The 25,588-nt window shown below is 70.4% G+C and carries 26 protein-coding genes; 12 read left to right on the plus strand and 14 right to left on the minus strand.

The genetic code is table 11. The annotated features are described in order from the left end of the window. Positions 1-484 precede the first annotated feature (484 nt). Positions 485-1,555 (plus strand): methyltransferase, encoded by a 1,071-nt coding sequence (locus N7925_RS12615; RefSeq protein ID WP_265599753.1) that lies wholly within the window; start codon positions 485-487, stop codon positions 1,553-1,555. Positions 1,556-1,597: 42 nt separating this feature from the next. Here N7925_RS12615 and N7925_RS12620 read toward each other — a convergent pair whose 3' ends face one another. From N7925_RS12620 to N7925_RS12650, 7 genes are all read right to left on the minus strand, one after another. Continuing rightward, positions 1,598-2,269, minus strand: coding sequence for a potassium-transporting ATPase subunit C (locus N7925_RS12620; RefSeq protein ID WP_265599754.1), 672 nt, complete (start codon positions 2,267-2,269; stop codon positions 1,598-1,600). A 6-nt stretch (positions 2,270-2,275) separates the two neighbouring features. Further along, a complete protein-coding gene (kdpB, locus tag N7925_RS12625; RefSeq protein ID WP_274343911.1) occupies positions 2,276-4,390 on the minus strand; it encodes a potassium-transporting ATPase subunit KdpB in 2,115 nt (704 codons plus the stop codon). After that, positions 4,387-6,051: a potassium-transporting ATPase subunit KdpA gene (gene kdpA / locus N7925_RS12630; protein WP_274343912.1), complete on the minus strand. Its 1,665-nt coding sequence runs from the start codon at positions 6,049-6,051 to the stop codon at positions 4,387-4,389. Before kdpA ends, kdpB begins: the two co-directional genes overlap by 4 nt. A 9-nt stretch (positions 6,052-6,060) precedes the next feature. Then, positions 6,061-6,150, minus strand: coding sequence for a K(+)-transporting ATPase subunit F (kdpF, locus tag N7925_RS12635; protein WP_018955984.1), 90 nt, complete (start codon positions 6,148-6,150; stop codon positions 6,061-6,063). Further along, positions 6,147-6,299: a hypothetical protein gene (locus N7925_RS12640; protein ID WP_265599756.1), complete on the minus strand. Its 153-nt coding sequence runs from the start codon at positions 6,297-6,299 to the stop codon at positions 6,147-6,149. Before N7925_RS12640 ends, kdpF begins: the two co-directional genes overlap by 4 nt. Positions 6,300-6,443: 144 nt before the next feature. Then, a complete protein-coding gene (gene lysA / locus N7925_RS12645; protein WP_274343913.1) occupies positions 6,444-7,778 on the minus strand; it encodes a diaminopimelate decarboxylase in 1,335 nt (444 codons plus the stop codon). A 38-nt stretch (positions 7,779-7,816) separates the two neighbouring features. Further along, complete coding sequence (locus N7925_RS12650) at positions 7,817-8,152, minus strand: SAV_915 family protein (protein ID WP_265599758.1); 336 nt, start codon at positions 8,150-8,152, stop codon at positions 7,817-7,819. A gap of 201 nt (positions 8,153-8,353) precedes the next feature. Between N7925_RS12650 and N7925_RS12655 the strand changes: the two genes are divergently transcribed. Continuing rightward, positions 8,354-8,851: a universal stress protein gene (locus tag N7925_RS12655; protein WP_274343914.1), complete on the plus strand. Its 498-nt coding sequence runs from the start codon at positions 8,354-8,356 to the stop codon at positions 8,849-8,851. Between the two features lie 177 nt (positions 8,852-9,028). Here N7925_RS12655 and N7925_RS12660 read toward each other — a convergent pair whose 3' ends face one another. The 3 genes from N7925_RS12660 to N7925_RS12670 form a co-directional block, all read right to left on the minus strand. Further along, the gene (locus N7925_RS12660) at positions 9,029-9,607 is read right to left on the minus strand and encodes a hypothetical protein (protein WP_265599760.1); all 579 of its coding nucleotides are present in this window, start codon (positions 9,605-9,607) and stop codon (positions 9,029-9,031) included. A 52-nt stretch (positions 9,608-9,659) separates the two neighbouring features. Further along, on the minus strand, positions 9,660-10,535 hold the full coding sequence (locus N7925_RS12665) for a DUF4328 domain-containing protein (protein WP_274346444.1): 876 nt from the start codon (positions 10,533-10,535) through the stop codon (positions 9,660-9,662). 146 nt (positions 10,536-10,681) lie between these two features. Further along, positions 10,682-12,292, minus strand: a complete 1,611-nt coding sequence (locus N7925_RS12670; protein WP_274343915.1) for a family 20 glycosylhydrolase — start codon at positions 12,290-12,292, stop codon at positions 10,682-10,684. 459 nt (positions 12,293-12,751) lie between these two features. Here N7925_RS12670 and N7925_RS12675 point away from each other — a divergent pair, with 459 nt between their 5' ends. The 9 genes from N7925_RS12675 to N7925_RS12715 all read left to right on the plus strand — a co-directional run bounded on the left by N7925_RS12675 (position 12,752) and on the right by N7925_RS12715 (position 19,515). Further along, a complete protein-coding gene (locus tag N7925_RS12675; protein ID WP_360732753.1) occupies positions 12,752-13,372 on the plus strand; it encodes a 2-oxo-4-hydroxy-4-carboxy-5-ureidoimidazoline decarboxylase in 621 nt (206 codons plus the stop codon). Positions 13,373-13,550: 178 nt separating this feature from the next. Beyond that, the gene (sdhC, locus tag N7925_RS12680; RefSeq protein ID WP_265599763.1) at positions 13,551-13,931 is read left to right on the plus strand and encodes a succinate dehydrogenase, cytochrome b556 subunit; all 381 of its coding nucleotides are present in this window, start codon (positions 13,551-13,553) and stop codon (positions 13,929-13,931) included. A 5-nt stretch (positions 13,932-13,936) separates the two neighbouring features. Further along, positions 13,937-14,419: a succinate dehydrogenase hydrophobic membrane anchor subunit gene (locus N7925_RS12685; protein ID WP_265599764.1), complete on the plus strand. Its 483-nt coding sequence runs from the start codon at positions 13,937-13,939 to the stop codon at positions 14,417-14,419. Between the two features lie 30 nt (positions 14,420-14,449). Next, entirely contained in the window at positions 14,450-16,204 is a 1,755-nt protein-coding gene (gene sdhA / locus N7925_RS12690; protein ID WP_265599765.1) for a succinate dehydrogenase flavoprotein subunit, read from the plus strand. Beyond that, positions 16,204-16,980, plus strand: coding sequence for a succinate dehydrogenase iron-sulfur subunit (locus N7925_RS12695; protein ID WP_018955972.1), 777 nt, complete (start codon positions 16,204-16,206; stop codon positions 16,978-16,980). The genes sdhA and N7925_RS12695 overlap by 1 nt, the downstream gene beginning before the upstream one ends. Before the next feature lie 142 nt (positions 16,981-17,122). Beyond that, a complete protein-coding gene (locus N7925_RS12700; protein ID WP_274343916.1) occupies positions 17,123-17,722 on the plus strand; it encodes a hypothetical protein in 600 nt (199 codons plus the stop codon). Positions 17,723-17,835: 113 nt separating this feature from the next. Next, entirely contained in the window at positions 17,836-18,270 is a 435-nt protein-coding gene (locus N7925_RS12705; protein ID WP_265599767.1) for a hypothetical protein, read from the plus strand. A 5-nt stretch (positions 18,271-18,275) separates the two neighbouring features. Then, positions 18,276-18,749: a thiol-disulfide oxidoreductase DCC family protein gene (locus N7925_RS12710; RefSeq protein ID WP_265599768.1), complete on the plus strand. Its 474-nt coding sequence runs from the start codon at positions 18,276-18,278 to the stop codon at positions 18,747-18,749. A 10-nt stretch (positions 18,750-18,759) separates the two neighbouring features. Then, on the plus strand, positions 18,760-19,515 hold the full coding sequence (locus N7925_RS12715; RefSeq protein WP_265599769.1) for a TetR/AcrR family transcriptional regulator: 756 nt from the start codon (positions 18,760-18,762) through the stop codon (positions 19,513-19,515). A gap of 23 nt (positions 19,516-19,538) precedes the next feature. Here N7925_RS12715 and N7925_RS12720 read toward each other — a convergent pair whose 3' ends face one another. The 3 genes from N7925_RS12720 to N7925_RS12730 form a co-directional block, all read right to left on the minus strand. Then, positions 19,539-21,092, minus strand: a complete 1,554-nt coding sequence (locus N7925_RS12720; RefSeq protein ID WP_274343917.1) for an ABC transporter substrate-binding protein — start codon at positions 21,090-21,092, stop codon at positions 19,539-19,541. Positions 21,093-21,387: 295 nt separating this feature from the next. Next, positions 21,388-22,797: a metallophosphoesterase gene (locus N7925_RS12725; protein ID WP_274346447.1), complete on the minus strand. Its 1,410-nt coding sequence runs from the start codon at positions 22,795-22,797 to the stop codon at positions 21,388-21,390. 33 nt (positions 22,798-22,830) lie between these two features. Continuing rightward, positions 22,831-23,076: an SCO4848 family membrane protein gene (locus N7925_RS12730; protein ID WP_228922465.1), complete on the minus strand. Its 246-nt coding sequence runs from the start codon at positions 23,074-23,076 to the stop codon at positions 22,831-22,833. A gap of 133 nt (positions 23,077-23,209) precedes the next feature. Between N7925_RS12730 and N7925_RS12735 the strand changes: the two genes are divergently transcribed. Beyond that, the gene (locus tag N7925_RS12735) at positions 23,210-24,547 is read left to right on the plus strand and encodes a D-alanyl-D-alanine carboxypeptidase family protein (protein ID WP_274343918.1); all 1,338 of its coding nucleotides are present in this window, start codon (positions 23,210-23,212) and stop codon (positions 24,545-24,547) included. Here N7925_RS12735 and N7925_RS12740 read toward each other — a convergent pair. After that, positions 24,544-25,506, minus strand: a complete 963-nt coding sequence (locus N7925_RS12740; RefSeq protein WP_274343919.1) for a YihY/virulence factor BrkB family protein — start codon at positions 25,504-25,506, stop codon at positions 24,544-24,546. The two genes, N7925_RS12735 and N7925_RS12740, sit on opposite strands and share 4 nt — an antisense overlap. Positions 25,507-25,588: the final 82 nt, after the last annotated feature.

Here is a 25,588-nt window from a genome sequence, read left to right on the forward strand (position 1 = left end):
CCTGCGCGAACCAGCACGCTACGTGCTCGGCGGGGGCCGCGTCCATGACTTGTACAACCCGCAACAATTCGTCGGCGGACTCACGGTGTGACAGAAAACGCAGTCACGGCGCTGAGATGAGTACGGGGTCGTGCTGCGACCCCGTGGAAGACGGCCGGGGCCTCTCCTGTGGGGGGTGGCGGCCCCGGTCGTCGCTCCAATGTGTGGCCCTTTGGCCAGGCACTTTCCACGCCGCCCAAAGCCCTCGTGACCAACGGCGTGGCGGACGTGCCACCGACCGGAACAGGACCTGGCCGCCGGCCTCCCGCGCCGGGGCCCGTACCGCCCCTGACCGCGCCGGTGCACGCCCACGGGTACATGGCGCTCCCGTGTCTGCCGGACGTATGCGGACCGGAGCCGTTCTGGCCGTTTCCCCGCCTCGTTATTCCGTGTACCGCACGGCCGAGGCCGCCGGGTGGGAAGACGAGCAGAAGGAGGCCCGGCCGTGGACACGGACGCACGCCATCAGGGGAAGGACGCGCAGGGCGGCGCGGGGCTCCTGGAGATCGCCTCGGGAGGGTCCTTCTCGCGCGCACTGGCCGTGGCGGCCAGGCTGGGGATCGCGGACGTCCTCGACGGCGCCTCCATGACGTCCGTCGACATCGCGGGACGGACCGGCAGTGACCCGGAGGTGATGGTTCGCCTCCTTCAGACCCTGGCCATGCGGGGAGTCTTCGTACGCGACGGGGACGGGCGGTTCCGGCTGGCGGAGAGCCACGCCGCCCTGCGCGGCGACCATCCCCGGTCCCTGCGTCACCACTGCATCCTGCTGGCCGAGACCTACGACGACGCCTTCGCCGGACTGCTCGGCACGGTCACGACCGGGCGCTCCGGGTTCGAGAACGTCTTCGGCCTGCCGCTGTACGCGTACCTCGGCCGGACGCCGGAGGCGGAGCAGGTCTTCGACGCCGCGATGGCGGAGCTGGCGCGACCGACGGCCGCGGCGCTCGCCGAAGAGTTCTCCTTCTCCGGGCCGGGGCGGCTGATCGACGTCGGCGGCGGGAACGGCACGCTGCTCATGTCGCTCCTGGCCCGCCACCCGGGCCTCGAAGGGACCTGTGTCGACCGGCCGGGCGTCTGCGCCCGGGCGGCGGCCGGCCTGGCGGAGGCCCCGGACCGTTCGCTCGCCGACCGGCTCCGCTTCCAGTCGGCGGACATCTTCGAGGAAGTACCCGAAGGCGGCGGGGTCTACCTGCTCAAGAACGTGCTGCACGACTGGTCGCCCGAGCAGGGAACGCGCATCCTCACCGCGGTACGGCGGGCCATGGAGCGCACCGCGCACGCCGCCGACCGCACAGGACCCCGGCCCAGGCTGATCGTGCTGGAGCCCCTGCTCGGCCAGGAGTCGGACGGCGCCCATGCCCTCTACCAGATGGTGCTCTGCGGAAAGGAGGTCCGCGGGTTCCGGACCGCCGACGACGTCTGGCAACTGCACACAGCCGCCGGCCTCGAACCGCTCTCCGTCACGCGCCTGTCCGACGGGCACCACGCCTTCGAGAGCCGATGTCCGGAGTGATCAGGCTGCCCTTCCCGGTTCTCGCGCATGCCGGCCCGTCCCTCAGCCCCGGGTCAGGTCCCTGAGCGCGGTGTTCAGCTCCAGGACGTTCACCCGGGGCTCGCCCATGAAGCCGAGCAACCGGCCGGTGGTGTGATCGGCGACGAGGTCCTCCACCTCCTTGACGTCGAGGTCGTTCCTCTCGGCGATCCGGTTCACCTGGAGTGCGGCGTACGCGGGTGAGATGTGGGGGTCCAGGCCGGAGCCGGAGGAGGTGACGGCGTCGGCCGGCACGTCCGCGGGCTTCACCCGGTACGTGGGGGTGGAGTTGTCCTCGACCACGGCTGCCTTGGCCTCGGTCACCCACTGGACCAGTTCCTCGTTGTCGCCGGAGCGGTTGGTGGCCCCGGAGAGGATCAGGGAGTACCGCGTGTTGACGCTGTTGCTGCCGAGGCCGTTGGAGGGGCGCGGCTGGAACCACTTCAGGTCCGGGGCGGGCGACTCCTCGCCGTCCTCGATCGGGAGGTCGTACCGCTGGCCGATGAGGGAGGAGCCGACGACCTGCCCGCTCCTGTCCTTGATCTCGGAACCGTTGGCCCGGTCGTTGAACAGGGCCTGGGCGGCGCCGGTGACGGCGAGCGGGTAGAGCACCCCGCACACCAGGGTGAGGACGAGAAGGGCTCGCAGTCCGGCCCCGAGCACGCGCGCGGTGCTGCTGACGGAGTTGTTGGTCATGGCGGATCAGCCGATTCCGGGAAGGAGGGAGAGGAGCAGGTCGATGATCTTGATGCCGACGAACGGGGCGACGATGCCGCCGAGTCCGTAGACGCCCAGGTTGCGCCGCAGCATCCGGTCCGCGCTCGCGGGCCGGTAGCGCACGCCCTTGAGGGCGAGCGGCACCAGCGCGACGATGACCAGCGCGTTGAAGATGACCGCGGACAGGATCGCGGACTCGGGCGAGGTGAGCCCCATGACGTTGAGCCGGTCCAGCGACGGGTACGCCACGGCGAACATGGCGGGGATGATCGCGAAGTACTTCGCGACGTCGTTGGCGATGGAGAAGGTGGTCAACGCTCCTCGGGTGATGAGGAGTTGCTTGCCGATCTCGACGATCTCGATGAGCTTGGTGGGGTTGGAGTCGAGGTCCACCATGTTCCCGGCCTCCTTGGCGGCCGAGGTTCCGGTGTTCATCGCCACGCCGACGTCGGCCTGGGCCAGGGCGGGAGCGTCGTTGGTGCCGTCGCCGGTCATCGCGACGAGCTTGCCGCCGGCCTGTTCCCGCTTGATGAGGGCCATCTTGTCCTCGGGCGTCGCCTCGGCCAGGAAGTCGTCGACCCCGGCCTCCTCGGCGATCGCCTTCGCGGTCAGCGGGTTGTCACCCGTGATCATGACCGTACGGATGCCCATGCGCCGCAGCTCGTCGAACCGCTCCCGCATCCCCTCCTTGACCACGTCCTTGAGGTGGACGACCCCGAGGACCCGAGCGCCGTCCGCGTCCTCCACCGCCACCAGCAGCGGCGTACCGCCGGCCTGGGAGATCCGGTCGGTGAGCGCCTGCGCGTCCGGGGAGACGCTGCCGTCGCGCTCCTTCACCCAGGCGATGACCGAGCCGGTCGCGCCCTTGCGGACCTTCCGTCCGTCCAGGTCGACGCCCGACATCCGGGTCTGCGCGGTGAACTCCACCCACGCGGCTCCGGTCAGCTCCCCCTGGTTCCGCTCCCGCAGCCCGTACTTCTCCTTGGCGAGTACGACGATCGACCGGCCTTCCGGGGTCTCGTCGGCGAGCGAGGAGAGCTGCGCGGTGTCCGCGAGCGCGCCCTCGGTGACGCCCTGGACCGCGAGGAACTCGGCCGCCTGCCGGTTGCCCAGGGTGATGGTCCCGGTCTTGTCGAGGAGCAGGGTCGACACATCGCCCGCGGCCTCGACCGCGCGCCCCGACATGGCCAGGACGTTGCGCTGCACCAGGCGGTCCATGCCCGCGATGCCGATCGCGGAGAGCAGGGCCCCGATCGTGGTGGGGATCAGACAGACCAGCAGGGCGGCGAGCACGATCAGCGATGTCTGGTCGTCCGCGCCCGCGTAGATCGCGAAGGGCTTCAGGGTGACGACGGCCAGCAGGAAGACGATCGTGAGGGACGCCAGCAGAATGTTCAGGGCGATCTCGTTGGGCGTCTTCTGCCGGGCGGCGCCCTCCACCAGGTTGATCATGCGGTCGATGAAGGTCTCGCCGGGCTTCGTCGTGATCTTGATGACGACGCGGTCGGACAGCACCTTCGTACCGCCGGTGACGGCGGAGCGGTCGCCGCCGGACTCGCGGATGACCGGGGCCGATTCACCGGTGATCGCGGATTCGTCGACGGAGGCGACACCCTCGACCACGTCCCCGTCGCCGGGGATGGTGTCGCCGGCCTCGCAGACCACCAGGTCCCCGATGCGCAGGTCCGTTCCCGCGACCCGCTCCTCGTTGGGGCCGATGACCCGGCGGGCGACGGTGCCGGTCTTGGCCTGGCGCAGGGTGTCGGCCTGGGCCTTGCCCCGTCCTTCGGCGACGGCCTCGGCGAGGTTGGCGAAGACGGTGGTCAGCCAGAGCCAGGCGGTGATCGCCCAGCCGAACCAGTCGGTGGGGTAGGTGAGCGCCAGCACGGTGGTGACCACCGAACCGACCAGCACGACGAACATCACCGGTGACTTGACCATCACGCGCGGATCGAGCTTGCGCAGCGCGTCCGGGAACGACTTCAGCAGCTGCTGGGGGTCGAACAGCCCGCTGCCGACCCGGTTGGCGGCCCCGTGGCCACCGGCCGGCGGTATGTCTCCGTGCGGCGCGCGCGTGGGAGTGGGGGTGACGGTGCTCATGAGGCGAGCCCTTCGGCGAGCGGACCCAGCGCCAGGGCCGGGAAGTAGGTGAGTCCGGTGATGATGAGGATCGTGCCGACGAGCAGCCCCGAGTAGAGGGGTTTGTCGGTGCGCAGCGTGCCCGCGGTCTCGGGCACCGGCTTCTGTCCGGCGAGCGAGCCGGCCAGGGCCAGGACGAACACCATCGGCAGGAACCGGCCGAGCAGCATCGCGATGCCGATGGTCGTGTTGAACCACTGGGTGTCGGCGTTGAGCCCGGCGAAGGCGGAGCCGTTGTTGTTGGCGCCGGAGGTGTAGGCGTACAGGATCTCGGAGAAGCCGTGCGCGCCCGAGTTGGTCATCGAGTCGACGGGGGTCGGCAGGGCCATGGCGACGGCGGTGAAGCCGAGCACGAGGGCCGGGGTGATGAGGATGTAGCAGGCCGCGAGCTTGATCTGGCGGGTGCCGATCTTCTTGCCGAGGTACTCCGGGGTGCGTCCGACCATCAGCCCGGCGATGAACACCGCGATGATCGCCATGATCAGCATGCCGTAGAGGCCGGAGCCGACACCGCCGGGAGCGATCTCGCCGAGCTGCATGCCGAGCATGGTGATGCCGCCGCCGAAGCCGGTGTACGAGGAGTGGAAGGAGTTCACCGCGCCGGTCGAGGTCAGCGTCGTGGCGACCGCGAACATCGACGAGCCGGCGATCCCGAAGCGGGTCTCCTTGCCTTCCATGGCGCCGCCGGCGATCTCGAACGCGGGCCCGCGGTGGGCGAATTCTGTCCACATCATCAGCGCCGTGAAGCCGATCCAGATGACGGCCATCGCGCCGAGGATCGCGTACCCCTGCTTCAGCGATCCGACCATCCGGCCGAAGGTCCGCGTCAGCGCGAACGGGATCAGCAGGATGAGGAAGATCTCGAAGAGGTTCGACAGGGGGTTGGGGTTCTCGAAGGGGTGGGCGGAGTTGGCGTTGAAGTAGCCGCCGCCGTTGGTGCCCAGCTCCTTGATGACCTCCTGGGAGGCGACCGCGCCGCCGTTCCACTCCTGCGTACCGCCCATGAACTGTCCGACCTGGTGGATGCCGGAGAAGTTCTGGATCGCCCCGGCGGCGACCAGGACGATCGCGCCGATCACCGAGATCGGGACCAGGATGCGGACGGTCCCGCGCACCAGGTCGGCCCAGAAGTTGCCGAGTTCACCCGTACGCGACCGGGCGAAGCCCCGTACGAGGGCCACCGCGACGGCCATGCCGACGGCCGCGGACAGGAAGTTCTGCACCGCGAGACCGCCGGTCTGCACGACGTGGCCCATGGCCTGTTCGCCGTAGTACGACTGCCAGTTGGTGTTGGCGACGAAGGACGCGGCGGTGTTGAACGCCTGGTCCGGGTCGATCGAGGAGAAGCCGAGCGAACCGGGCAGCGAGCCCTGCACCCTTTGCATCAGGTACATGAAGAGAACGCTCACCGCCGAGAAGGCGAGCACTCCGCGCAGATAGGCGGGCCACCGCATCTCGGTGGCCGGATGGGCGCCGATGGCCTTGTATATCCACTTCTCCGGTCGGTAGTTCTTCTCGGAGGAGTAGACCCTGGCCATGTAATCGCCCAGCGGACGGTAGGCGAGGGCGAGGGCGGCGATCAGGGCTGTGAGCTGGAGCAGACCAGCGACCTGGGAAGTCATTTCCTTGACTCAGAACCTCTCCGGGTAAAGGAGAGCGAGGATGAGATATCCGAGCAGGGACACGGCCACGACGAGGCCGACGACGTTTTCGACGGTCACAGCTTGGTCACCCCCCGGGCGATGAGAGCCACCAGCGCGAATATCGCGATCGTGGTGGCGACGAAGGCCAGATCGGCCATCGCGAGCTCCTGATTGACGTGAGGAAGAAAATCGGCCGTTTGGCCGATACGAGCAAACCTCGACTTCATCGGGGCGATAAGCCACCTTGACGGGGTCCATACGAATACCGGGAAACCCTTGACGCCGGTCTGACGCGGCCGACCGGGCCACGCGCACGCGACCGTACGCCCGCGAGACCCGCGCGCACTCCCTGAGGGTTGTCCCGACCCCCCTCAGGCGCCGATGTCGCGCCGCCGGAGATCCTCCTGTGTCTCGCGCCGGATCAGCAGGCGTGCCGTGCCTTCGTGCACCGCGACGACCGGCGGCCGGCCGATGAGGTTGTAGGCGGAGGCCATGGAGACCTGGTAGGCCCCTGCCACGGGCACCGCGAGCAGGTCGCCGGAGCGGATGTCGCCGGGCAGGAGGACGTCGCTCGCGAGGACGTCGCCGGCCTCGCAGTGCCGGCCCACCACCGTGGCCGCGACCGGTCCGGCGGTGGCGGCACGGCCGATCAGGCGCGGCGCGTAGCGGGCCCCGTACAGGGCGGGCCGGGGGTTGTCGCTCATTCCCCCGTCGACGGCCACGAACAGGTTCGGGCCGGTGTGCTTGACGGAGAGGACGCGGTAGAGCGCCACCCCGGCCGGGCCCGCGATCGCCCGCCCCGGTTCGATGGCCAGCCTCGGCACGGGCAGGCCCGCCGCCGCACAGCCGGTGGCGAGTTCCGCGCCGAGGCGGCGCGCGAGGGCGGTCAGGTCGAGGGCGGGCTCCCCCGGCCGGTAGGCCACCCCGTGCCCGCCGCCCATGTCGAGCTCCGGGAAGGTGACGCCGTGGCTGTCCTTGACCCGGGCCATCAGTCCGACCATGCGCCGCACGGCCACCAGGTACGGCTTGACGTCGGTGATCTGCGAGCCTATGTGGCAGTGCAGGCCCGTCAGTTCGAGCTGCGGCTGGCCGAGCACACGGGCGATGGCGTGCTGGGCGGACCCGTCCGTGAGGGACAGGCCGAACTTCTGGCCGTCGGTACCGGTACGGATCTTCTCGTGGCCGCCCGCCGACACCCCGGGCACCACCCGCACCATCACCTTCTGCCGCCCCTCGGGGCCGGTCAGCGCGGCGATCCGGGTGATCTCCGACGGGCTGTCGACGACGATCCGCCCGGCCCCGAGCCGTAGCGCCGTCTCGATGTCGCGCGGTGTCTTCGCGTTGCCGTGCAGCACCATCCGCTCCGGCGGGAACCCGGCGGCGTGGGCGAGTTCGAGTTCGCCGACGGAACAGACGTCCAGCCCCAGGCCCTCCTCGTCGATCCACCGCGCCATCGCCCGGGACAGGAACGCCTTGGCCGCGTACAGCACCTGGGCCTCGGGGAAGGCGGCCCGGTAGGCCCGGCAGCGTGAACGCACCTCGTCCTCGTCCAGGACGTACGCGGGAGTGCCGAACCGGTCGGCGAGGCCGGTGAGCGAGACGCCTCCGACGCTCAGGTCGCCGCCCGGGAGCCGGGCGGTGGAGGCGGGCCAGACGGACAGGTCGTCCAGTCCTGCCGGGGGCTCGGTGAGAACGGGAGCGGACATGGCGGCGTCTCCTCGGGAGGCGTGGGACGGGGCGCGGGTCACAGGGCGCGCGCGGGCTCTTCGGCCGCGCGCACCGGCACGGCGGTGACGGCCGGGGCCGAGAGGACCGGGTCGACGACGAGCCGGTCGACACCGAGGGGCTCCGTGAGGGAGCGCAGGGCCGGTTCGGCGAGCCTGATCGCGGCCTGGCCGGCGCCGAGGGCCGCGGTCAGCAGACCGAGGCCGGTGAAGCCGACGGCGGTGCGCTCGCCCAGCGGCGTACGGAACATCCGCAGCGCGGGGCCGGCGGCTTCCGGCCGGACGGGCACGTACAGAAGTACGGCCCGGGCCTGTTCATCGGGGTCGGGGTCGTCGTCGTACGAGAAGAGGCACATGAGGTTTCCTCCGGGTGGAGCCACGATCGGCCGGCGTCCGGCCGCATGACGTCGAAGCTATGCCCGCCCCGGCGCGGGAAGCCCGCCCGCCTTACGCGATGTTGACGGGCATCGCCCGGTTCATACGCATCGCTGACGCTCACCTCCCCCGGCCCGCCCTTCAATGGAATTCCGGAACAGGACGAGGCGGGAGGCCGGACGGTGCGGCAGAGAATCGTGGTCGGCGTGAGTGGCTCCCCGGGGAGCCTGGCAGCCCTGCACCAAGCCACCGCCGAGGCGCGGGAACGCAACGCGGACCTGTACGCCGTACTGGCCTGGCAACTGCCCGGCGGAGGTCTGGGCGGCCGTGCCACCTATGGCACCGCCGCGCTCCGGGAGTACCGGGAAGCCGCTGTCGAGGAGCTACGCACCCTTCTTGACGGTGCGTTCGCCGTCAGGAGGCCGGGCGTCGCACTGTCCGGGCTCGCCGTGCGCGGCGAGCCCGGACCGGTTCTCGTCGAGGCGGCCGGGTCGGCCGACGGCCTCCTGGTCGTGGGTGCGGGCTCACGCGGCAGATGGCTGCCCACCCTGCGCCCGTCGGTGGCGCGTTACTGCCTGGCGCATGCGGCCTGCCCCGTTCTCGCGGTCCCTCCGAACCCGCTCGAAGCCGAACTGGCCGCCGTACTGGGCGACAACTGGTCCCTGCCGCCCGGGCGCTAGGGAACGCCCGGGCGGTAGGGAACGCCGGGGCGGCAGGGAACGCCCGGGCCATAAGCAACGCCCGGGCCATAAGCAACGCCCGGGCCGTAAGCAACAGCCGGGCCGTAAGGAACGCCCGGGCCGTAGGGAACAGCCGGGCCGTGAGGAACAGCCGGGCCTCGCTGTCAGGCCTCGCCGTCAGCCCCGGCCGCGGGCCCGTCGTGACATCACCGCGCGCAGGACCCGGCGGCCCTCCGTGGACAGGTCCAGCGCCTTGCGGAGTCCGGCGCCGCTGCCCGCCGTGCCGGTGGTCTCCGCCAGGATCTCCAGGATGCGGACCTGCCGTTCCAGCTCCCCGGCGACCAGCGGCCCCACGGCGGCCGGTTCTCCGCCGCGGGCCGCCTCGATCAGCCGCTCCTCGTCCGGCGGCGTCTCCCCGTCCGGGGCGTCGAGCCGCCCGTGGATCCGCAGGGCGACCAGCGAACAGGCGTCCGCCCACTCCCGCAGCGGTACGGCGTCGAAGTCGGAGGGGGCGGCGCCGAGCATGGTCCGCACGAGCGCGGCCGGGCCGTCGGTGACGGCCTCGTGCTCCATCCCCGTCCGCACCGCCGCGAGCCGGATGGCCCAATCCTGTCCGTTCTCGCAGCTCGCCCAGAGCGGGCGCAGCGGCTCCGCCCCGGGCCCCGCGAGCAGCGGCAGGCACCGGTCCAGGCAGGCCAGCGCCCCGGCGGCCAGCGCGCGCTCGTCGGCTCGTTCGATCAGTTCCAGCAGACTCATCGACGTCTCCCTCGGTCTACCGGATACTGCGCCGAATGGCTGAAAATCGTCACTATGGGGCGGCGGGCTCCGAGGCCGCCCGCTCCGGGGAGGTCGCGGCCTGACCGATGCCGGCCCGCTCCCCCTGCATCCGGGTCACCGCGCGCACGAAGAGGACGGCGAGCACCGCGGCCACGAGGTCCAGCGCGTCGGCGGCGGCGACGAGGGCCGCCGCGTCGGCGATCTGCTCCGGCTCCTGGGCCCGGTTCCACTGGCTCACGGCGATCCGGGAGGCGAGGACGGAGACGATCCAGCCGCCCCACCACAGGTTCAGCACCGTCTTGGGAACCGTGCGCCACCCGCCATCGGGGTGCAACCGGACGCTCGCCTCCCAGATGCCGCTCGCGACGCGGTAGGGGAACCAGAGGTTGGCGACCGGGACGAACCAGCCGCCCACCGCCCAGCCCGGTCCCATCCGCTGCACGCCGGACTCGAAGACCTCGGCGTTCCGGCGGGTCCGGTGGAACCAGATGATGAAGAGGACGCCGGTGGCCAGGAACGCCGCGGTCTGGACCGTCCCGGCGAGGTCGTACAGCTCCTGCGCCCGCAGGCCGGGCCCGGTGTAGATGTTGAGGGACTCGTCCGCCGCCAGCCCCTCCCACAGGCCGCGCAGGTGCAGACCGGCGGCGATGACGAACAGGTCGCTCGCGATGACGCAGCCCAGCAGGGCGACCACCGCACGGGACAGGCCGACGGGCGAGCGCGGCCAGGTGCCGACGCCCCAGCCTCCGGAGCCGGAGCCGGAGCCGAATCCGGAGCCGACTCCGAGTCCGGCTGCGGAGACCGGGGCCGTCGCGCCGCCGGGCAGCGGAGGCCGGGTGCCCGAGCAGAAGGTGCACAGCCCGTCGTCGGTCACGGCCGTTCTGATACGACAACGGGTGCAGAGCATGGACATGGAGAAGTCCCCCCAAGGACGGGCCGGCGGTGTGGTGGCCTCACGTCCCCTCCCCGGGAGCGCGCGGTCGGCGGACCGTAGCCCGTGGACGGAGTCGCTGTCCACGGGCTGCGGTCCGCCGCCGGGGAACGCCCCGGGCCTCACCCCGCGCTGCCGGTCCGCTCCGCCAGTTCCTGGAACTGCGCCCAGCTCAGCGCGGGTTTCCGCGGGTCCCACAGCTTCTGCGATGTCGCCACCAGCGGCATCCTGATGCCGTCCGCCACCTGCTGGGTGGTCTGCGCGTCCGCCAGGTCGCCCCAGACGGCGAACCGGCCGCCGAGGATCTGCTTCGAGTAGCGCTCCGCCACGGGTTCGGTGCCGCGCAGGACCAGCGGGGTCCACTGCTCGTAGATCCGCTCGCCGGTCGGGTAGACGAACTCGTTGGGCTCGCCGAGCACGTAGTAGAGGAACTCGTCGTTGAGGTTCAGCATCTTGTAGCCCGCGGCGAGGTACTCCAGCGGCGGGCGGGCGCCGATCTCCTTACCGGTCCAGTACTCGATCTCGATGTTCTCGTCGGCCTTGACCTTCGTGTCCCGGAAGAGCCCGTCGTTCCAGGCCTTGGCGGTCCGGCCCTTCGGGACGACGACGGCCGCGCGGTCGTTCAGCCAGCCGGTGGCCAGGTCCTCGATCGAGGCTCCGGCGCCGTGCTTCTCCTCCGCCGCGCGCTGGAGCTGCGGATAGGAGGCGGCCGGGTTCTGGACGGTCAGCGCCTGGTACTCGTCCGCGCCCAGGTGCCAGAAGCGCCCGGGGAACAGCTCGGTGTACTCGTCGAGGAGTTCGTCGATCAGCTTGGCCGCGCCCGGCTTCGAGATGTCGATGGAGCCCTTCGACTCCACGCCCGCGGTGTTGCGCAGCTGGAGGTCGGGGTGGGCGGCCAGCACCGCGCCGAGGTGTCCGGGCGAGTCGATCTCGGGGACGACCTCGATGTGCCGGCTGTTGGCGAGGGCGACGATCCGGCGGACCTCGTCCTGGGTGAGGGCCTCGTCGGAGACCACCTCGGGGTGCGACTTCGACTCGATCCGGAAGGCCTGGTCGTCGGAGAAGTGCAGGCCGAGCTGGTTGAGCTTGAGGTCGCCCATCTCGCGTATGCGGTCCTCTATCCACTCCGCACTGTAGTGCTTGCGCGCGATGTCGAGGTTGAGTCCGCGCTGCGGCCGGTCCGGCCGGTCGTTGACGACGCCCTCGGGGAGCGTGCCGTCCGCCTTGACCGACTGCTTCAGGGTGCGGGTGCCGTAGAAGACGCCCGACTCGTCGGGTCCGGTGATCTTCACCTTCCGGTCGCGCACGGTGAGCGTGTACGACTCGGTGGGGCCCGCGTCCTTGTCGCCGAGCGCCAGCTCGACGTCTCCCGTCCGCGCCGGCTCGGCGCCCCGGTAGCGGATCTTCAGCTCCTTGGCGAGCAGCTCCGCCTCGTCGGCGAGCACCTGGCTGCCCTTGGCGATGACGACGGCGCTGTCCTTGCCCGGCTGCCAGCCGGGCCCCCGGGCCGGCGTGTGCTCACGCACCGCGGGGATCGTGCTCGGTGTGCTGGACATCGGGTAGCTGCGGGAGGGCGACGGGGCGACGGCCTCGGCGGAGGTGCCGGAGGGCGACGCGGTGTCGCCGGACGATCCGCTGCCGGACCCCTCCGGCCAGACGACGACGGTGAGGGCGACGGCGGCCGCGGCCGTGACAGCCGCGCCGGTGACGAGGGCACCACGCGTGGGCGACATCGGGCAGATTCCTCCGTTGAGGGGGCAGGAGCGGGTTAAACGAGTGAAGAGACGATGAAACGGGTGAATAGGGTGCAAGGTTGGCATTTTTGCCGGAGCCTCGCCCATCGAGGGCTCCGATGGATCGAACGGAACCCCGGTCGACGCAGGTCAGAGACCCGTCACACGTTCCGAAACTCTCCCGTTCGGGTGATTTTTGCGCGGTCCGCCGGACGGCCGCCGACCGATCTCGCTAGCGTTGCGGCACATTTGTCTCTCCCTTCACTCCCGCCCCTGCGGAACTCACTCCCGCGCCGGGCAACCTCGGTACGTCCTGATCTGTCTTCCAGGGACAGAAGGTTCCTTTCGGGGCCACGGAGTCATAGCTGTCGTTGATACGAGGAGTCCACGCTGCCCAGGTCCAGCGAGCCCCCCGCCGGCCTGCCGAGGCGATCCACGCCCCCGGCCGGCCGTCCGGCCGTGCCCGCGCAGCCGCGCCACCCGCTTCCGGCCGACGGCCCGGGAGGCCCGAAACGTCCGGGAGGCCCGGAAGACCCGAGCAGTCCGGGAGGCCCGGGAGCGCCGGAAGGCCCGGGAGCGCCGCCCGTCGTCGCACCGCCGGTTGCTCACGCCGCCGGCCTGGCCCATTTCAACAATCTGCCTTTCGCCGCCGCCGAGGCGGCCTTCCTGGAGTGCTGCGGCAGTCTCCGCTGGGCCCACCGCATGGCCGCCCACCGCCCCTACCCGGATCTCGGCGCTCTACTGGCCGCGTCCGACGAGGCGGGCTACGACCTCGCGCCCCGGGACATCGCCGAGGCCCTGGCCTCGGAGCCGGCCCCCTGTCTGCACGACGACGCCCCCCGGGCCGCCCATCTGGCGCTGCGGGCCGCGCACGCCGCGTACGAGAGCCGGTTCGGCCACGCCTTCGTGATCTGCCTGGACGCCTATCAGCCCTCCCAGCACGTGGACCAGGTGCTGGCCGGGATCCGGGTCCGGCTGGCGCACGACCCGGACGAGGAGCGGGCCGTGACCGCCGAGGAGCTGCGGCGACTCGCCCGGAGCCGGATCGTCGAGCTGCTCGCGGCGGACCTGCGGCGGTAGGGGGTTCCCTAGCCCGTACGTGCACGTTTGATTGCCACTTTGATCACACGGGAGGCCCCGGCGCGAACGAACCGACAATGCGTCGCTACGATGGCCAGGGCCGGTGGACCGTACCCGGCCGGGTCAGACCGACAGTCAAGCCGGCCGACCCTCATCCCCGCTCCCGGAGGGTTCTTCCGTGCCGGCTGGAACGCTGTACCGCGGCCGGGAAGGCATGTGGTCCTGGGTGGCTCATCGAGTCACCGGTGTCCTCATTTTCTTCTTCCTGTTCGTACATGTCCTGGACACCGCTCTCGTCCGCGTCTCCCCCGAGGCCTACGACGAAGTCGTGGCCACGTACAAGACGCCGATCGTCGCGCTCCTGGAATACGGCCTCGTGGCCGCGATTCTCTTCCACGCGCTGAACGGTCTCCGGATCATCGCCGTGGACTTCTGGGCCAAGGGCCCGCGACTCCAGAAGCAGATGCTCTGGACCGTGATGGGCATCTGGCTCGTGCTGATGGTCGGGGCCCTGTACCCCGTCCTCGGTCACGCCGTACGCGACGTCTTCGGGAGCTGAGGCCCATGTCCAGCGAGACTTCTTCCGCAGCCGCGATCGGCGACGTCGAAGGCGTGAGCCTCTACGACGTCGACCACCCGGCCCCGGTGATCGAGCCCCCGCGCAAGCGCACGGGCAAGACGCCCAAGGGATCGCGCACCAATTTCGAGATGTACGCCTGGCTCTTCATGCGCCTGTCGGGCATCGTCCTGACCGTCCTCGTCATCGGCCACCTGCTGATCCAGCTGGTGCTCGACGGCGGCGTCTCCAAGATCGGCTTCGCCTTCGTGGCGGGCCGCTGGGCCTCGCCGTTCTGGCAGGTCTGGGACCTGACGATGCTGTGGCTCGCCATGCTTCACGGCGCCAACGGCCTCCGTACGGTCATCAACGACTACGCCGAACGGGACAACACCCGCTTCTGGCTGAAGATGCTCCTGTACACCGCCACGGTGTTCACCGTCCTGCTGGGCACGCTGGTGATCTTCACCTTCGACCCGAACATCCGCTAGGCGCCGGGACAGAGGGACCAGAGGGAAACCATGCAGATCCACAAGTACGACACCGTCATCGTCGGCGCCGGCGGCGCCGGCATGCGCGCGGCCATCGAGTCGACCAAGCGCAGCCGTACCGCCGTGCTGACGAAGCTCTACCCCACCCGCTCCCACACGGGCGCGGCGCAGGGCGGCATGGCCGCCGCGCTCGCCAACGTGGAGGAGGACAACTGGGAGTGGCACACCTTCGACACGGTCAAGGGCGGTGACTACCTGGTCGACCAGGACGCCGCCGAGATCCTGGCGAAGGAGGCCATCGACGCCGTCCTCGACCTGGAGAAGATGGGCCTGCCGTTCAACCGGACGCCCGAGGGCCGCATCGACCAGCGCCGCTTCGGCGGTCACACCCGCAGCCACGGTGAGGCCCCGGTCCGCCGGTCCTGCTACGCCGCGGACCGCACGGGTCACATGATCCTCCAGACGCTGTACCAGAACTGCGTCAAGGAGGGCGTGGAGTTCTTCAACGAGTTCTACGTCCTGGACCAGCTGATCACCGAGGTCGACGGGGTCAAGAAGTCCTCCGGCGTCGTCGCGTACGAGCTGGCGACCGGCGAGATCCACGTCTTCCAGGCGAAGTCGGTCATCTACGCCTCCGGCGGCACCGGCAAGTTCTTCAAGGTGACGTCGAACGCCCACACCCTGACCGGTGACGGCCAGGCCGCCTGCTACCGGCGCGGCCTGCCGCTGGAGGACATGGAGTTCTTCCAGTTCCACCCGACGGGCATCTGGCGCATGGGCATCCTGCTGACGGAGGGCGCCCGCGGTGAGGGCGGCATCCTCCGCAACAAGGACGGCGAGCGCTTCATGGAGAAGTACGCGCCGGTCATGAAGGACCTCGCGTCCCGTGACGTCGTCTCGCGCTCCATCTACACGGAGATCCGGGAGGGCCGCGGCTGCGGTCCGGCCGGCGACCACGTGTACCTGGACCTGACGCACCTGCCGCCGGAGCAGCTGGACGCCAAGCTCCCGGACATCACCGAGTTCGCGCGGACGTACCTCGGCATCGAGCCCTACACGGACCCGATCCCGATCCAGCCGACCGCGCACTACGCCATGGGCGGCATCCCGACCAACGTCGAGGGCGAGGTGCTGGCCGACAACACCACCGTCGTCCCGGGCCTGTACGCCGCCGGCGAGGTCGCCTGTGTCTCGGTGCACGGCGCCAACCGCCTGGGCACCAACTCGCTGCTCGACATCAACGTCTTCGGCAAGCGCTCGGGCATCGCCGCCGCCGAGTACGCGGTGAGGACCGACTTCGTCGAGCTGCCCGAGAACCCCGCCCAGCTGGTCGCCGACCAGGTCGAGCGGCTGCGCAACTCCACCGGCACCGAGCGCGTCGCGACCCTGCGCCTGGAGCTCCAGGAGTGCATGGACGCCAATGTGATGGTGTTCCGCACCGAGCAGACGATCAAGACGGCGGTCGACAAGATCGCCGAGCTGCGCGAGCGGTACCTCAACGTGTCCATCCAGGACAAGGGCAAGCGGTTCAACACCGACCTGCTGGAGGCCATCGAGCTGGGCAACCTGCTCGACCTGGCCGAGGTCATGGCGGTCTCCGCGCTCGCCCGCAAGGAGTCCCGCGGCGGTCACTACCGCGAGGACTACCCGAACCGCGACGACGTCAACTTCATGCGCCACACCATGGCGTACCGCGAGGTGGCCGCCGACGGCGCCGAGTCGATCCGGCTCGACTACAAGCCGGTCGTGACGACCCGCTACCAGCCGATGGAGCGTAAGTACTGATGGCTACCCCGACCCTGGACAAGACCGACGGGACCGCGAAGCCCGAGGCCGGCTTCGCCGACTCCCCGTTCATCACCGCCACGTTCCGGATCCGCCGCTTCAATCCGGAGGTCTCCGACGAGGTCCAGTGGCAGGACTTCCAGATCGAGATCGACCCGAAGGAGCGTGTCCTCGACGCCCTTCACAAGATCAAGTGGGAGCTCGACGGAACCCTGACGTTCCGCCGTTCCTGCGCGCACGGCATCTGTGGCTCCGACGCGATGCGGATCAACGGCAAGAACAGGCTCGCCTGCAAGACGCTGATCAAGGACATCAACCCGGAGAAGCCGATCACGGTCGAGGCCATCAAGGGCCTCACGGTCCTCAAGGACCTCGTGGTCGACATGGACCCGTTCTTCCAGGCGTTCCGCGATGTCATGCCCTTCCTCGTCACCAAGGGGAACGAGCCGACCCGCGAGCGTCTGCAGTCCGCCGAGGACCGCGAGCGGTTCGACGACACCACCAAGTGCATCCTGTGCGCCGCGTGCACGTCCTCGTGCCCGGTGTTCTGGAACGACGGCCAGTACTTCGGCCCGGCGGCGATCGTCGCCGCGCACCGCTTCATCTTCGACTCGCGCGACGAGGCCGGCGAGCAGCGTCTGGAGATCCTCAACGACCGTGACGGTGTGTGGCGTTGCCGCACCACGTTCAACTGCACGGACGCCTGCCCGCGCGGCATCGAGGTCACCAAGGCGATCCAGGAGGTGAAGCGCGCGCTCATCACGCGTCGCTTCTGACCCGCCCGTAGCACCTGTTACGTCGACAGGCCCCGCCCCCGCAGCCTTGACCCTGCCGGGGGCGGGGCCTGTTGCTGCGCCGGGGCCGCACGGGGCGGTACGGTTCAGCGGAGCTGATGACCGAAAGAGAACGGGGATCGTCGTGAGCGAGCCGAATCCGTACGCGGACGACGCGTACAAGTGGGGCCCGCCCCAGCAGCCGGGCCACCAGCCGACGGTGGCCGACGGCCCGGGGTACGGCCCTCCGGCGCCGGGCGCCCCGCCCGCGTACGGCTATCCGCAGCCGCTGCCGGAGTCCGCGACCCAGCCCGGCCCCGGTTACGGGTACCCCAACGCGGCGCAGCCGACGATGCCCGGCCAGTACCTCCCGGTGCCCCAGGGAGCACCCGGCCAGGGCGGTGTCCCGATGCTGTCGATCGGTGACATCACCGTGATGAGCGACGCGATCGTCACCCCGTCCGGGGCGATGCCGCTCAAGGGCGCGGTCTGGACGGCCACGGACATGTCGCGCACGGAGGAGAAGATCCCGACGCACGCGGTCGTGCTGGCGATCGTCTTCGCGCTGTTCTGTCTGATCGGTCTGTTGTTCCTGCTGATGAAGGAGAAGCGGACCACCGGCTTCATCCAGGTGACGGTGACCAGTAGCGGCCGGCACCACTCGACGATGATCCCCGCCATGGGTCCGTACACCTTCCCCGCGGTCATGGGCCAGCTCAACCAGGCCCGCTCCATGAGCGCCTGACGCCCCGGGCGCTCTGACCCACCTCCCCCAGGCCCCCTTCTTGAACATGTTCAAGAAGGGGGCTACAGTCATGCCCGCAAGCATTTTTGAACGCGTTCAAGGGAGGGTGGGGCATGGACCTCACTGTTGTCGCGTACGTCATCTACCTGCTGATCACCGTGGCGCTCACCGCCTGGGTCGCGCGCACGCTCAGCCACAACGGGCGGATCTTCCTCGCCGATGTGCTGCACGGGAACGAGAAGCTCGCCGACGCCGTCAACCACCTGTTGGTGGTCGGCTTCTATCTGGTCAACCTCGGGTTCGTCACGCTCTACCTGAGATACGCCGACGGGGTGGCCAACGCCCGTGAGCTGTTCGAGGCCCTCTCGGTGAAGGTGGGCGTGGTCCTGCTGGTGCTCGGGGTCATGCACCTGGCCAATGTGTGGGTGCTCAGCCGCATCCGCCGCCGCAGCGCCCTGGAGCGCGAGCAGACCCCGCCCGTACCGCCGGGGGCCTGGACGCCGCCGGGCGACCGGGGCCCGTGGGCCGCACCCGCGCCCGGGCGGTGAGCCCGGTGACCGAAGCCGCGTACGAGGCGTCGCCGGGTCCCGCCTCGTACGCCGCCGCCCGGCCCGCGCCCGTACGCCGGCTCACCGTGCTCTACGACGCGCAGTGCCCACTCTGCGTCCACCTGCGGCACTGGCTCCAGCGGCAGCGGCAGCTCGTCCCGCTGGACCTCGTACCGGCCGGGTCGGCCGAGGCGCGGCGGCGGTTCCCGGAGCTGGACCACGCGGCGACGCTGACCGAGATCACCGTCGTCGGCGACCTGGGACAGGTCTACCGGGAGACCTCCGCCTGGATCGTCTGCCTGTGGGCGCTGGCCAGGTACCGCTCCCGGGCCCACTGGCTGACCACCCCGGCGGGGCGGCCCTTCGTCCGGGGCACCCTCCTGGCCGCCGCCCGCTACCGCTCCCTGGCCCTCCCGCCCTGCGCCCCCGGGGTCCGTGCGTGCGCCGCCCCGCCCGGAGGACCGTGGGGACCCCGATAACCTTGGGCCCGTGGTGAAGGAAGAGAAGAACGTGCAGGAGAACAAGCCGGCCAAGGCCGCGAAGAGCGAGCAGACCCGCACGCTGATTCTCGAAACGGCGCTCCGGCTCTTCGCGGAGCGCGGCTACGACCGGACGACCATGCGGGCCATCGCCCAGGAGGCGGGCGTCTCGGTCGGGAACGCCTATTACTACTTCTCGTCGAAGGAACACCTGGTCCAGGGCTTCTACGACCGGATCGCGGGCGAACACGCGGCGGCGGTCCGGCCCGTGCTGGAGGGCGACGGGGATCTGACCGTACGCATCAGGGGCGTACTGCTCGGCTGGCTGGACGTGGCGGAGCCGTACCACCGCTTCGCCGCCCAGTTCTTCAAGAACGCCGCCGATCCGGACAGCCCGCTCTCCCCGTTCTCCGAGGACTCAACGGCCGCCCGCGACGCGGCGATCTCCATCCACGAGCGCTGCATCGCCGGGGCGGACGTCAAGAGCGACCCGGAACTGGCGCCGCTGCTGCCGCAGTTGATGTGGCTGATGCAGATGGGGCTCGTGCTGTTCTGGGTGTACGACCGCAGCGAGGGCGCCGAACGCAGCCGCCGGCTGGTCGAGCGCACCGCACCGATCGCCGCCCGGGCGATCTCGCTCTCCCGGTTCCGGGTGCTGCGACCGTTGGTACGGCAGATCCACGGTCTGCTGGTGGAGTTCCTGCCGGGTACGGAAACGGCCGGACCCCAGGGGCGAGACGCCCCCGAGGCCCGGCCGGCCGGCTGACCCGTCCGACTGATCCCTCCGGATCAGATCCAGCTGAGTTCCCACAGGCGCCAGGTGCCGGTGCCGTCGGAGAGGTACTGGGAGCCGGCGACCTCGGACTTGGCGACGACGTAGTCCTTCTTCTGCCACAGCGGCAGAAGGGGGACCTCCTCGCCGACCAGTTCCTGCATCGCCTTGAAGTCGTTCGAGGTCCGGCTGCGGTCGCTGAACTGCTGCGTGGCGGCGATCAGCTGGTCCATCTTCTTGCTGGAGTAGCCGCTGTGCAGGACGTTCCCGGTGCCGACGAGCGGCTGGCTGAAGGTGTCGGGGTCCGGGAAGTCGGGGAACCAGCCGACGGTGTACATGTCGTACTGGGCGTCCGCGTACCCCTTCTGGTACTTCGTCCACTCCACGGCCTCGACCTCGACCTCGAACAGCCCGTCCTTCTCCATCTGACGGCGCAGCTCGGCGGTCTCCTTGGTGTACATGTCGCCCTCGCGGTAGGCGAAGTGGACGGGGACCGGCGTCTCCACTCCGGCCTGCTCGAGCAGTTGCGCGGCACGCTTGGGGTCGGAGGAGGGATACGCGTCGAAGAAGGGGGTGCTGTGGCCGATGTAGCCGGTGGGGATCAGCGAGTACAGCGGGTCGACCGTGCCCTGGTAGACCTTCCGGACCAGGGGCCCCCGGTCGAGGAGCGCGGCGACGGCCTGGCGGACCTTCTTGTCCGCGAACGGCGAGTCCTCGCGGACGTTGAAGATGACGTTACGGATCTCGGCGCTGGCCGCCTCGGTGACCCGGACGTCCGGGTTGTTCACGTTCAGTTCGGCGAGCGTCTCGGACGGCAGCTGGCGGTGGGCGATGTCCACGTCGCCGCTGTCCCACGACGTCTGCAGGTCCTCGGAGGTCTTGAAGTACCGGATGTCGACCGCTTCACCGGTCTTCTTGAGCGCGCCCTTGTACTTCAGGTTCGGCACCAGCTCGGCGCTCTTCCCGGACTCGTACGACTTCAGGACGTACGGGCCGGAGCCGTCGACCTGGTTGCCCTGGCGGAGCTTGCCCTTCGGGTACTTGGTCGGGTCGACGATCGCGGCGGCGCCGGTGGCGATCTTCTGCGGGAAGGTCGCGTCCTTGCCGGACAGGTTGAACGTGATCGTGCGACCCTCGGTCGTCACCGTGTCGAGCGTGGGGAAGAGACCCGCGGGGCCGACGTCCGACTTGATCGTGAAGATCCGGTCGAAGGAGTGCTTGACGTCCTCGGCGGTGATCTTCCGGCCGTTGGAGAAGGTCAGGTCGTCGCGGAGCTTGCACTGGTACGTCTGGAGCTTCTGCCCGACGAATCCGCAGCTCTCGGCGGCGTCCGGTTCCGGCGTGACCGCACCGGGCTTGAAGGTCATCAGCGACTGGTAGATGTTGCTGTAGATCGCCCAGGAACCCGCGTCGTACGCACCGGCCGGGTCGAGGGAGGTGACGACGTCCGACGTCCCGACGGTGATCGCATCGGTCTTCGCCTCCCCCGACGGGAGCAGTTGCCAGGCACCGACGCCCGCTATCACCAATACCGCGAGAATCGCGAGAATCCGTACCCGGACCGAACGCATTGCCGTGCTCTCCCTTACCAGCCCCACCTCGGCGGTCGCGTTTGTGACGCGCACATCGCCGCATGTTCGCGCTTACCCAATCACACGATTTTCACATCTGGAAGAGTAAATGGGGCACTCACAGCCTTTTATTGGACACGTGCCCGAACCCCTGTCCGAAAAGGCTGTTTCGCGCCTCCTACCTGCGGCTTTCCGTAGCTGACGGTGACTCTTCGGTGTGGATTTCATGACGCGGGACCCGGGGCTCCCGGAACGTCGCACCCGCAACGGAGGCGAAGGCGGAGGCGCCCCACGCCTACGCCTGACGGGAGGCCAGCTCCACGACGGTGATGTCGGAGGGGGCGCCCACCCGGACCGGCGGGCCCCAGGCGCCCGCACCGCGCGAGACGAAGAGCTGGGTGTCGCCGTAGCGTTCGAGCCCGGCGACGGTGGGGTTGGCCAGCTCGGCGAGGAGGTTGCCGGGCCAGAGCTGTCCGCCGTGGGTGTGGCCGGAGAGCTGGAGGTCGACGCCGTGCTCGACGGCGTCGTGGATGACGACGGGCTGGTGGGCGAGGAGGACGGCGGCCCGGCCGCGGTCCCGGTCGCCCAGTGCGCGGCCGAAGTCGGGCCCCTGCCCTTCCGTCTCGCCCGCGATGTCGTTGACGCCGGCGAGGTCGAAGCCCTCGATCTCGACCCGGGCGTTCTCCAGCGGGATCAGGCCCAGTTCGCGGACGTGGTCGACCCACTGCTCGGCGCCGGAGAAGTACTCGTGGTTACCGGTGACGAAGAAGCTGCCGTGCCGGGCGCGCAGGGCGGCCAGCGGTTCGGCGGCGGAGCCCAGGTCCGCGACGGACCCGTCGACGAGGTCGCCGACGACGGCGACCAGGTCGGGCGAGGTCGCGTTGATCGTGTCGACGATCCGGCGGGTGTGGGCGCGGCCGAGGATCGGCCCGATGTGGATGTCGCTGACCACGGCGATCCGGAAGCCGTGGGCGGAGCGGGGCAGTCTGGCCAGCGGGACGGTGATCCGCCGGACGCTGGGCCCGCGCAGCACGCCGTACGTGCCGTACCCGACGGTGGCGAGTCCGGCGGCGGCCGCCGCGCCGCCGACGACGCGGGAGACGAAGAGCCGCCGGGAGGGGGCGGGAGCGATGGCGGGAGCGGTGGCGAGGGCGGGAGCGGTAGCGGTGGCGGCCGGGGCCTCCGCGGCCGCCACCGCGGCGGGTTCCGTTTCCGATTCCGTCACGGGCTGCGGGGCCGTACGCGCCACGGCTTCCCCGCCGGTGGGGGCACCGCCCGACCGGGACGGCACCAGCTCTTCGGTGCGCGGACGGGTCTCGTCCGGAAGGGCGGCGAGGGTGCCGGAAGCCGTTCCGCTTTCCGCCGCGCCCGGTCGGGCGGCATGGGCGTCACGCCGGGCGAGGACCCGTAGGAGGAGGGGTCGTACGACCTCGCCCACGAGCAGCGCCAGCGTCAGGTAGAGCAGGCAGGCAAGCCACAGGAAGCCCGGCCAGGCCAGCACCTGCTGGAGCCAGAAGGGGGCTCCCACCCGGCCGGACGACATGGCGCCGACGCTCAGCAGGGGCAGGACGAAGGCCGCGACGGTGCCCGCCCGGCGCAGCGGGCTGCCCGGCGCCGTCGTGTCACCGACGAAGCGGCGCCACAGATACCGGTGCACGGCGCCGAGCAGCGCCAGCACCACGAACCCCACCAGAGCGAAGACCACTGCTGCCATCCGAGCTTCCCCATGTTCCCGTCGTCATGCGCGGTCGTCGCGCAAAGCCCTCACTCCGCGCAACCCGATCACGCCGACCGCCGTCCCCAGAGACAAGGACGTGATGGCGAGCAGCAGGTGCACCCAGAAGTACCCGGTCGGTTCACCCGCGTCGTCGAAGGCGAGCCCGCTGCCGTCCTGCCACAAATTCTTGACGAAAGTGATCCAGATGAACCAGCTCCACACCCCGAACGCGAGCAGGAACCAGGACACGCGGCGGCTGAGCTTCATGGGTCCAGTATCGCCGCCGCCTCCCGGTCCCCTCGCCCGGGGTGGCGTCCGAACGGGGCCGTCCCGGCGTTCCCTGCGGCGGGTCAGCCGGTCCGGGTCCGCATCCACACCTCCGCCCTGTACGTTTCCGACCGTGCCTGCTCTGAAAAAGATCGCCCTCACGGTCACCTCCGCCGCCTTGTTGTCCGGTTTCGTCCTGAGTCCCGCTGCGGCGGCCGACAAGGACAAGAGCGACGACAAACAGCCCAAGCCGCCGAGCACGATGTCCAGCCTCGGCGGGGAGCAGCTCGGCAAGGCCGGCACCCAGGTCAATCTCGGCCCGGGGGCGCCGGTGCTGCCCAAGGAGCTGACCGCCCGGTCCTGGATCGTCGCGGACGCGGAGAACGGGGACGTCCTGGCGGCTCACAACTCGCACTGGCGGCTGCCGCCCGCCTCCACGATGAAGATGCTCTTCGCGGACACCGTCCTGCCCGCGCTCCAGCCCACCACCCTGACCCACAAGGTGACGGAGAGCGAGCTGTCCGGGGTCGGCGAGGGCAGCAGCCTGGTCGGGATCAAGGAGGACCACACCTACACGGTCCACGACCTGTGGCTCGGGGTGTTCCTGCGGTCGGGCAACGACGCGGTGCACGTCCTGTCGGAGATGTACGGCGGCGTCCCGCAGACGGTGTCGGCGATGCAGAAGCACGCCGAGGAGCTCCAGGCCCTGGACACCCGGGTGGTCTCGCCGGACGGCTACGACGCGCCGGGCCAGGTCTCCAGCGCCTACGACCTGACCCTGATCGCCCGCAGCGGACTCCAGAAGAAGGACTTCCGTGAGTACGCGGCGACCGCGTCGGCCGACTTCCCCGGCGAGGAGAAGAAGGGGAAGAAGCGCGGCTCCTTCGAGATCCAGAACACCAACCGGCTGATCACCGGGGACATCGGCGTGGACCCGTACCAGGGCATCGCGGGTGTCAAGAACGGCTACACCACCCACGCGGGCAACACCTTCACCGGCGTCGCCGAGCGCAACGGCAAGGTCCTGCTGGTCACGGTCATGAACCCGGCGGCGGAGGAGAGCCACGCCGTCTACAAGGAGGCCGCCCACCTGCTCGACTGGGGCTTCGCCGCGAGCGGCAAGGTGGCCCCGGTCGGCGAACTGGTGCCGCCGAAGTCCGTCGACACCGGCACCGCGACCGGTGGCAAGGGCGCCGCACCCGCCGCCGGAGCCGACCAGGGCTCGGGGGGTCAGGCGGAGGCCGAGCACGCGTCGGCGGTATCGGACGGTTCCAGCGGGGTCGGGATCGCCCTGGCGATCACCGGCGGACTGCTGGTGTTCCTGGCCGGCGGGGTGTTCCTCGTCAACCGTCGCTGGCCGCTGACCGGCCTGGCGCGCCGCACCCCGCCCACGACCGACCCGGCCGAGCCCGTCGAGCCGGCCGAGCCTGTCGCGCCGACTGCCTCGGCCGCCCCGACCGACAAGCCCTAGACGCGGGTGGAGCCGCCGGGCCCCGCGGCGGCTCCACCCGGTCCCGGCCCGTCCGCGCCCGGGCCCTCCGCGCCGGGGGCCTGTCCGGTCTCCGCGCGGACCTCCTCGTCCTTGCTGCCGGTCGCCGTCCAGGCGGCGCAGAACAGCAGCAGCTTCGCGGTGAAGTTGATCCACAGGAGCAGCGCGATCGGCACGCCGAACGCGCCGTACATGCTCTTGCCCGCGACCTCCCGCATATAGCTGCCCAGCAGCAGCTTGAGCAGTTCGAAGCCGACCGCCCCGAGCAGGGCCGCGACCACCAGCCGCCGCCGGGGCGGTTCCACCCCCGGCAGCAGCGTCAGCAGGTAGAGCAGCAGCAGGAAGCCGGCGACGACCGCGACCGCCAGGGCGGCCACCCGCAGCAGGACACCGCCGGCCCCGTCCTCGGGGATGCCGATCAGGTCGGCGGTCCAGCCGACCGCCGTCGAGCCGATGGTGGAGACCGCCAGGGTGGCGAGGGCCGCGCCGCCGAGGCCGACCAGCAGCACGGCGTCCTTCACCTTGGCGACGACGGGGTTGGCCTCCTGGACGTCGTCCAGCTCCCAGACCGCGCGCAGGCACTCGCGCATGGAACCGACCCAGCCGACACCGGTGAACAGCAGCAGCGCACCGGCCACGAGGCCGACCGTGCCCGCGTTGGCGATCAGCCCGTCGATGCCCAACTGGTCGGAGATGCCCGGCACCTGATCGGCGATCTTGTCCTTGACGGTGTCGACCTGCTTGTCGCTCAGCAGGGCGGCGGCGACGGCCGCGCCGACCGCGATCAGCGGGAAGAGCGCCAGGAAGCTGATGAAGGTGATCGCCGCCGCGAGCCTGGCCCAGTGGACCCGGTCCAGCCGCTCGTAGGAACGCCACACGTGCGTTTCCATCAGCCGGGCGACCAGGGGCCCGATCACCGGGAGTTTCTTCAGCCAGTCCATGACGTCACGCGTACCCTCCTGGGCCCGGAACATCGGCGGCCCGCCCCGGACTCTCCCGGACCCACCCGGCGGTACTCCGTCA

This window comes from Streptomyces sp. CA-278952 (assembly GCF_028747205.1).
Lineage (GTDB): Bacteria > Actinomycetota > Actinomycetes > Streptomycetales > Streptomycetaceae > Streptomyces.

What these genes read in the sequence shown, in the direction of transcription:
- N7925_RS12665 (WP_274346444.1), bottom strand. Translation starts at nt 10,535, where the DNA reads ATGCTCTGCACCCGTTGTCGTATCAGAACGGCCGTGACCGACGACGGG.
- N7925_RS12730 (WP_228922465.1), bottom strand. Translation starts at nt 23,076, where the DNA reads ATGAAGCTCAGCCGCCGCGTGTCCTGGTTCCTGCTCGCGTTCGGGGTG.
- N7925_RS12620 (WP_265599754.1), bottom strand. Translation starts at nt 2,269, where the DNA reads ATGACCAACAACTCCGTCAGCAGCACCGCGCGCGTGCTCGGGGCCGGA.
- lysA (WP_274343913.1), bottom strand. Translation starts at nt 7,778, where the DNA reads ATGTCCGCTCCCGTTCTCACCGAGCCCCCGGCAGGACTGGACGACCTG.
- N7925_RS12740 (WP_274343919.1), bottom strand. Translation starts at nt 25,506, where the DNA reads ATGGACTGGCTGAAGAAACTCCCGGTGATCGGGCCCCTGGTCGCCCGG.
- kdpA (WP_274343912.1), bottom strand. Translation starts at nt 6,051, where the DNA reads ATGACTTCCCAGGTCGCTGGTCTGCTCCAGCTCACAGCCCTGATCGCC.
- N7925_RS12685 (WP_265599764.1), top strand. Translation starts at nt 13,937, where the DNA reads ATGTCCAGCGAGACTTCTTCCGCAGCCGCGATCGGCGACGTCGAAGGC.
- N7925_RS12695 (WP_018955972.1), top strand. Translation starts at nt 16,204, where the DNA reads ATGGCTACCCCGACCCTGGACAAGACCGACGGGACCGCGAAGCCCGAG.
- N7925_RS12720 (WP_274343917.1), bottom strand. Translation starts at nt 21,092, where the DNA reads ATGCGTTCGGTCCGGGTACGGATTCTCGCGATTCTCGCGGTATTGGTG.
- sdhA (WP_265599765.1), top strand. Translation starts at nt 14,450, where the DNA reads ATGCAGATCCACAAGTACGACACCGTCATCGTCGGCGCCGGCGGCGCC.
- N7925_RS12705 (WP_265599767.1), top strand. Translation starts at nt 17,836, where the DNA reads ATGGACCTCACTGTTGTCGCGTACGTCATCTACCTGCTGATCACCGTG.
- N7925_RS12650 (WP_265599758.1), bottom strand. Translation starts at nt 8,152, where the DNA reads ATGTGCCTCTTCTCGTACGACGACGACCCCGACCCCGATGAACAGGCC.
- kdpB (WP_274343911.1), bottom strand. Translation starts at nt 4,390, where the DNA reads ATGAGCACCGTCACCCCCACTCCCACGCGCGCGCCGCACGGAGACATA.
- N7925_RS12640 (WP_265599756.1), bottom strand. Translation starts at nt 6,299, where the DNA reads ATGAAGTCGAGGTTTGCTCGTATCGGCCAAACGGCCGATTTTCTTCCT.
- N7925_RS12670 (WP_274343915.1), bottom strand. Translation starts at nt 12,292, where the DNA reads ATGTCGCCCACGCGTGGTGCCCTCGTCACCGGCGCGGCTGTCACGGCC.
- N7925_RS12660 (WP_265599760.1), bottom strand. Translation starts at nt 9,607, where the DNA reads ATGAGTCTGCTGGAACTGATCGAACGAGCCGACGAGCGCGCGCTGGCC.